Origin of the sequence: Halorubrum sp. Boch-26 (genome assembly GCF_029889805.1) — an archaeon.
GTDB lineage: Archaea > Halobacteriota > Halobacteria > Halobacteriales > Haloferacaceae > Halorubrum.
Genome location: NZ_JARANT010000130.1, coordinates 1 through 5,308 on the forward strand (window position 1 = coordinate 1; position 5,308 = coordinate 5,308).

The following is a 5,308-nucleotide window of genomic DNA, read 5'->3' on the forward strand; positions in this document are numbered from 1 at the left end:
GCGCGGTCGGTCGTTGCGGCGAGGCCGTCGCAGCCTCCTTCGAGCGGACGGAGACGGGCCGAATCGACGGCTCGCTCGACGTCGGCGCGGGCTCGATAACCGTCGACGGCGCGGTCGGCGGCGACGTTCGCGCGGCCGCCGACTCGGTCGTTCTCGGCCCGAACGCGGATGTCGGCGGAGAGTTCCGGTACGACGCCGATGAGTTCACCGAGAGCCCGGACGCGACGGTCGCCGGCGGCGTGGTCGAGGACACCGACCTCCGCGGCGACACGGGAGTCGCGTTCGGCTCCGACCTCGCGCCGTCGTGGTTCGGGTCGGTGTACGGTATCGCCGTCAACCTCGTGCTGGGCGCGGTCCTCCTGCTCGCCTTCCCCCGGTTCTCGCGTGACGTCGCCGCCCGCGTCGGCGGCGACTCGCTCCGCAGCGGCGGCGTTGGACTGCTCGCGCTGATCGGGACGCCGATCCTCCTCGTCCTCGTGGCGATCACGGTCGTCGGGATCCCGCTGGCGCTCGTCGGCGTCGCGGCGTACCTCGCCGCGATCTGGGTCGCCTCCGTGTACGGCCGGTACGCCCTCGGGTCGTTGATTCTCGACCGACTCGGTAGGCCGAACCGGTGGATCGCGCTCCTCGTCGGTGTCATCGGGGTCGCCGCGATCGGCCTCGTACCGTGGGTCGGCGGCCTCGCGGATCTCCTCGTGTTGCTGCTCGGACTCGGCGCGCTCGCGCTCGCCCTGCGCGGCCGGTACCGCGGCGGCGACACTGGGACCGCTCCCGATCAGCGGACCGTCAGCGCGGACTAACTGCGGTGTGCGGAGCAGCGCTCGGGGACGACGCCGTCACGTCTGCTTCCGGCAACCACCGCCAGGGGACCAAGGCCTTTCTCACGGCCGCTCGAATCGGGTTCCATGAACGACTTCGAGTACCGGTACGGCGCCGTTTCATCCCCGATCGTGACCCCGTTCGACGCCGACGGCGACGTCGACGCCGACGCGCTCGCGAGCCACGTCTCGACCCTCGTCGACGCCGGTCTCGACGGGATGGTCCCCTGCGGTACCACGGGCGAGTTCGCCAGCCTCACCGACGCCGAGCGCCGGACGGTGATCGAGACGACGGTCGAGGCGGCCGACGGCGGCGTCCCCGTGATCGCGGGCGCGGCGGACACGACCGTCTCGGGTGTTCTCGACCGGCTCCGGGCCGCGAATGCGGCCGGCGCGGACGCGGGGCTGATCACCCTCCCGTACTACCACACCTCGACGGCGCCGGCGGGACAGCGGGCGTTCCTCGACGCGGTCGCCGACGACGCCCCCCTCCCGGTGTTCCTCTACGACATCCCGTCGACGGTCGGCGAGCCGATCGACCCCGACGTCCTCGCCGCCGTCGCCGAGCGCGAGGCGATCGTCGGGCTGAAGGACACCAGCGCCGACATTTCGTCGATCGACACCGCCGTCGACCGCACCCCCGAGGGATTCACCGTCTTCCAGGGCGTCGACGCCCTGCTGTACCCGAGCGCGTCGCTCGGCGTCGACGGCGGGATAAACGCGCTCTCGCAGGTGATCCCGGAGGTCTTCGTCGCCCTCGGCGAGGCGCTCCGCGCCGGCGACGACGAGCGCGCGTTGGCGCTCCACCGCCGGGCGATCACCCCGCTGTTCGACCGGTGCGGTGACCACGGGTTCGCACCCGCAACGAAGGTCGCGGCCGCGCACCGCGGGTTCATCCCGGACCCCCGGGTCCGACCGCCGCTCACGCTCCCGGACGAAACGGCCAGAGAGGCGATCGCCGCCGACGTCGACGCGTCGCTGGACGTGGTGTGAGGCCACCAGATCCGACTGTTCACCCCCCGTCCACCGGCGTCCCGTCGGCCTCCTTCGGGCCCTCCGAGTCGAAGACGACGACGTCGCCGGCGGCCCGCTCGGCGGCCGTCGGGTCGTAGGTGTCGCGCACGCTGATCGCCTCCTCCAGCTCGCGGACCGCGCGCTCCTTGAGCGACGCCGCCAGCGCCTCGGCGTCCTCGCGCGAGATGTCGCGGCCGAGCCCCTCGCACTCGTGGGCGCGGACGACCCCCTCGGCGTCGACCGCCTCGCCCATCGGCTGGCTCGTCCCGTCGAGCGCGACGCTGAACGGGTAGGTCCGACAGATGAGCGGCCGGGAGTCGTGGACCGCGCAGGCCCCCCGCCCGTCCCTCTCCTCGTAGAAGGTGCAGTCGCCGCAGTCGTCGGTCGCGAGCGCCCACTCGAACGTTTCGCCGGCGGGCTCGCCGTCGTCGCCCTCGGAGAGCCCGAACGGCATCGGGCGGGCCACGTCGCGCCAGTCGTACGAGTCGCCGACCCGCTCCTCGGCCGCGGCCGCGACCTCGCGGATCTCGCCCGGGAAGACGGTGGCCGTGTGAGGCTCGCGGTCGGCGGGGTCGGCGTCGCCGCCGTGACATCCGTCGTCGCTCTCGCCGCTCCCGTCGCTCTCGCCGCTCTCGCTGACCCCCTCCCCGGCCGGCGCGCCGCCGGGTTCGTCGGGCGCGTAGCCCGTACAGCAGCCGCCGCAGCGCGTGCACTCGAAGCCCATCGCCTCGATGGCGTCGGCGAGGTCGTCGACGTCGAGCTCGCGGGCCCGCGAGAGCTCGGCTTCGAGCGGTTCCATGGGGGTCGCTTGCGGCGCGGTCGGGTTAACCTCGTCCCTTCACGGGATGCGTGGGTCGCGACGCGGGAAGGCGGCCCCGCTCCGCGCCGAAGGAGCGAAGTGCGGCCGGCCCCTACGAGTCGGGCGTGAAGGAGTACGAGCGGAAGGGGCTCTTAGAGCGGGTCAACCGCGAGGCCGCGACGGTGGGCGCGGACATCCCCGAGGAGATCGAGGTCCAGGAGGAGGAGATCGACCTCAGGTCGTTCGTCTTCGAGATCAAGCGGCGCGACTCGGTCCCGCCCGGCGAGCGCGACCGCGTCGAGCGGGCGAAGCGGAACCTCAGGCGAGAGCGGTTAGCGCGGCTCGAATCCATCGAGGAGAACGAGGTGAGCTACGAGCGCGGCGAGGAGCTCGCGGCGTCGATCATCGGCATCGACCGCGCGCTGGAGGCGTTAGAGGGGCTCGACGCCCCCGCCCCGGAGACCGAGGCGCAGCGCCAGAAGGCCGCCGACCGCAAGCGCTGGATGAGCTTCCTGAAAAAGGCGCTCGGGCGCGACGACGCCGGCGGAGCGAGCGGACGGACGCGTTTTTAAATGCGTTTTCGGGGACGGTTCCGAACGCGACGGTCGACCCGGAACTACTCGTCGCCGTCGGCCGGCTTGAACACCAGTCGGTAGTCGTAGTACCGACCCCCGTATCGGACCATCTCGGAGTCGGTCAGTCGGGGAGCCGCGTCCTTCCGGATGTCGCCGTCGAGGTACGGCCGCTCGTGCAGGGCGCTGAGGACCTCTTCGTAGGCGTCGGAGTACGGGTGCGACTCCTCGTACCCGCCTTGTGTGGCCCGCACGATCACCTCTCGGGCGTCGGCGGAGAGGTCGTCCTCGGCGACGCGCGGGCCGACCTCGTGCGTCCGGAGGATCGCTTCCATCCGCTCGGGCGACGACGCGACCACCTCGCCCGTGGCGCGGTACACCGGTTCGTAGAACCGCTCTCGGTCGACCGCGAGGCGATACGCCGTGTCCCGATACGAGACGCGGTTCGGCCCGTCCGCCGCGAGCAGCGCGCTCGCCTCCACCGCGTCCTCGTTTCGGTAGACGTAGCCGCCGCGTTCAACGAGTCCGACCGGGATTCCGCCGACGTTCCCCCGCGCCCGCGCCGCGAAGTGGGCGATCTCGACGGCGCGCCGATCGCCCGTCGGAAGCGTCTCCGCGTCGACGACCGCGGTGTCGCTCTCCCCGGTGTCCTCGGTGTCGTTCTCTCCGGCGCCCTCGGCGTCGCGCTCCTCGACGCCGAACAGTCGGAGGACCGGGCGAGTCGTCTCCGCCTCGTCGACGACGACCGAGCCCAGTCGGTAGTACGTTCCCTCGTGAACGGCGTGTGTCGGATCCTCGTCGGTCGAGAAGAACGGCTTCCGATACTGGACGGTGTAGGAGTCGCCCGCGCGCACGGCCTCGAACGCCGCCTCGTCCCACCGAGGCGACGTCTCGTCGGAATCGACGACGGCGCGTTCCCGGAGGGTCTCTCCGACCTCGTCGACGGCGAGCCGCAGGACGCGGACGCGCTCGCTGTCGCCGGGGCCGGCGGTCACCGACCCGTCCAGACAGCCGCTCATCGCGCCGAGCGCCGCGGCGAGTGCCCCGGCGAGGACCCGGCGGCGGGAGGAGTTCAGGTCGCTCATACGGGCGCTTCGTCGGGGTGAAATAAATGCGTCCGTGTGACCCAAAGAGCCGCTGTAGTCTCCGACGAGCGCGCGCCGCCGTCGACGCGCGCTCGCGGTTCGCTCCGACCCGACCGTCCCGCCTCAGTTCCCGGTGAAGTCGATCCGCGAGTCGCCGCTGTCGCCGTCGCGGCGCGAGTGGCCGAGCCGGACGAACTCGTAGGCGTCGTCGGCGAGGTAGACGCCGTCGCCGTCGACGGTCACGTCGACGCCCTCCAGCACGGCGCCCTCGCAGGGGCCGAAGTTGCAGTAGCCGCCGTCGGCCTCGAAGGTGGCGCCGTGCTTCTGACAGAACACCTCGCCGTTGCGGACGAACGCCCCGTCGTCCTTGTCGAGTCGCACGTCGGTCCAGTGCTGACAGTAGTTGCGGAACGCGCGCACCTCGCCGGCCGCCCGCGTGAGGACCGCCTCCGCCTCGGGGGTGCCGTCCTCGGCCTCGCCGATGTCGCCCTCCCCCTCGTCGACGCTCTCGGGGTCGACGGGCCGCAGCGTCACGAGCAGCGTGCTGTCCTCGGGAACCTCCTCGACGGCGGCGATCCGACGGTCCGCGTTCATACGTGGTGGTGGGATACGGCGGGTTTGAACGCTGTGATAGCGGCGGAGATCAGACTCGAACGTCGAATCTCGTCGAAGGAGTACCAACGGCGACCACCTCCAAAGCCCCAGCCGCTCGCTTATAAATAGAACACTGTGGATCAACGGCGACCACCTCCAAAGCCCCAGTCGCTCGCTTATAAATAGAACACTGTGGATCAACGGCGACCACCTCCAAAGCCCCAGTCGCGAGGCGGACGCACGCTCGCTGCGCTCCTCAGTCGCTCACTTCGTTCGCTCCCTGCGGTGCTTACGTCGCCTGCGACCGCCTCGCGACTGCCCCTTTGAGTCCCGCCCGACCGCACCGCAACCGCACCGCAACCGCGCCTCACGCCTCCCCAGCCTCGTCGCTCGCTTCGCTCGCGACTCCCTCGCACCGTCGTCGCC

Annotated in this window: 6 protein-coding genes; 3 read left to right on the top strand and 3 right to left on the bottom strand. The window is 71.6% G+C overall.

The annotated features are described in order from the left end of the window. On the top strand, positions 1–800 hold an 800-nt coding region (locus OQF71_RS13665), incomplete at its 5' end, for a cell shape determination protein CcmA (protein ID WP_280588339.1). Positions 801–905: 105 nt separating this feature from the next. Next, positions 906–1,811 (top strand): dihydrodipicolinate synthase family protein, encoded by a 906-nt coding sequence (locus OQF71_RS13670; protein ID WP_280588341.1) that lies wholly within the window; start codon positions 906–908, stop codon positions 1,809–1,811. A gap of 19 nt (positions 1,812–1,830) precedes the next feature. On the opposite strand, the gene OQF71_RS13675 is transcribed toward OQF71_RS13670, so the two are convergent. Beyond that, positions 1,831–2,631: a YkgJ family cysteine cluster protein gene (locus OQF71_RS13675; RefSeq protein WP_280588342.1), complete on the bottom strand. Its 801-nt coding sequence runs from the start codon at positions 2,629–2,631 to the stop codon at positions 1,831–1,833. A gap of 125 nt (positions 2,632–2,756) precedes the next feature. On the opposite strand from OQF71_RS13675, the gene OQF71_RS13680 reads away from it, so the two are divergent. After that, a complete protein-coding gene (locus tag OQF71_RS13680; RefSeq protein WP_280588343.1) occupies positions 2,757–3,203 on the top strand; it encodes a DUF5788 family protein in 447 nt (148 codons plus the stop codon). Between the two features lie 44 nt (positions 3,204–3,247). Here OQF71_RS13680 and OQF71_RS13685 read toward each other — a convergent pair whose 3' ends face one another. Both OQF71_RS13685 and OQF71_RS13690 read right to left on the bottom strand, forming a co-directional pair. Beyond that, positions 3,248–4,288: a hypothetical protein gene (locus OQF71_RS13685; RefSeq protein ID WP_280588345.1), complete on the bottom strand. Its 1,041-nt coding sequence runs from the start codon at positions 4,286–4,288 to the stop codon at positions 3,248–3,250. Between the two features lie 123 nt (positions 4,289–4,411). Further along, positions 4,412–4,882 carry a Rieske 2Fe-2S domain-containing protein gene (locus tag OQF71_RS13690; protein ID WP_280588347.1) on the bottom strand — a complete coding sequence of 157 codons (471 nt, stop codon included), beginning with the start codon at positions 4,880–4,882 and terminating at the stop codon, positions 4,412–4,414. Between the last annotated feature and the right edge of the window lie 426 nt (positions 4,883–5,308).

Bases quoted from the DNA above. Each gene is read 5' to 3' on its own strand.
- OQF71_RS13690 (WP_280588347.1), bottom strand. From the start codon at position 4,882: ATGAACGCGGACCGTCGGATCGCCGCCGTCGAGGAGGTTCCCGAGGAC.
- OQF71_RS13675 (WP_280588342.1), bottom strand. From the start codon at position 2,631: ATGGAACCGCTCGAAGCCGAGCTCTCGCGGGCCCGCGAGCTCGACGTC.
- OQF71_RS13670 (WP_280588341.1), top strand. From the start codon at position 906: ATGAACGACTTCGAGTACCGGTACGGCGCCGTTTCATCCCCGATCGTG.
- OQF71_RS13685 (WP_280588345.1), bottom strand. From the start codon at position 4,288: ATGAGCGACCTGAACTCCTCCCGCCGCCGGGTCCTCGCCGGGGCACTC.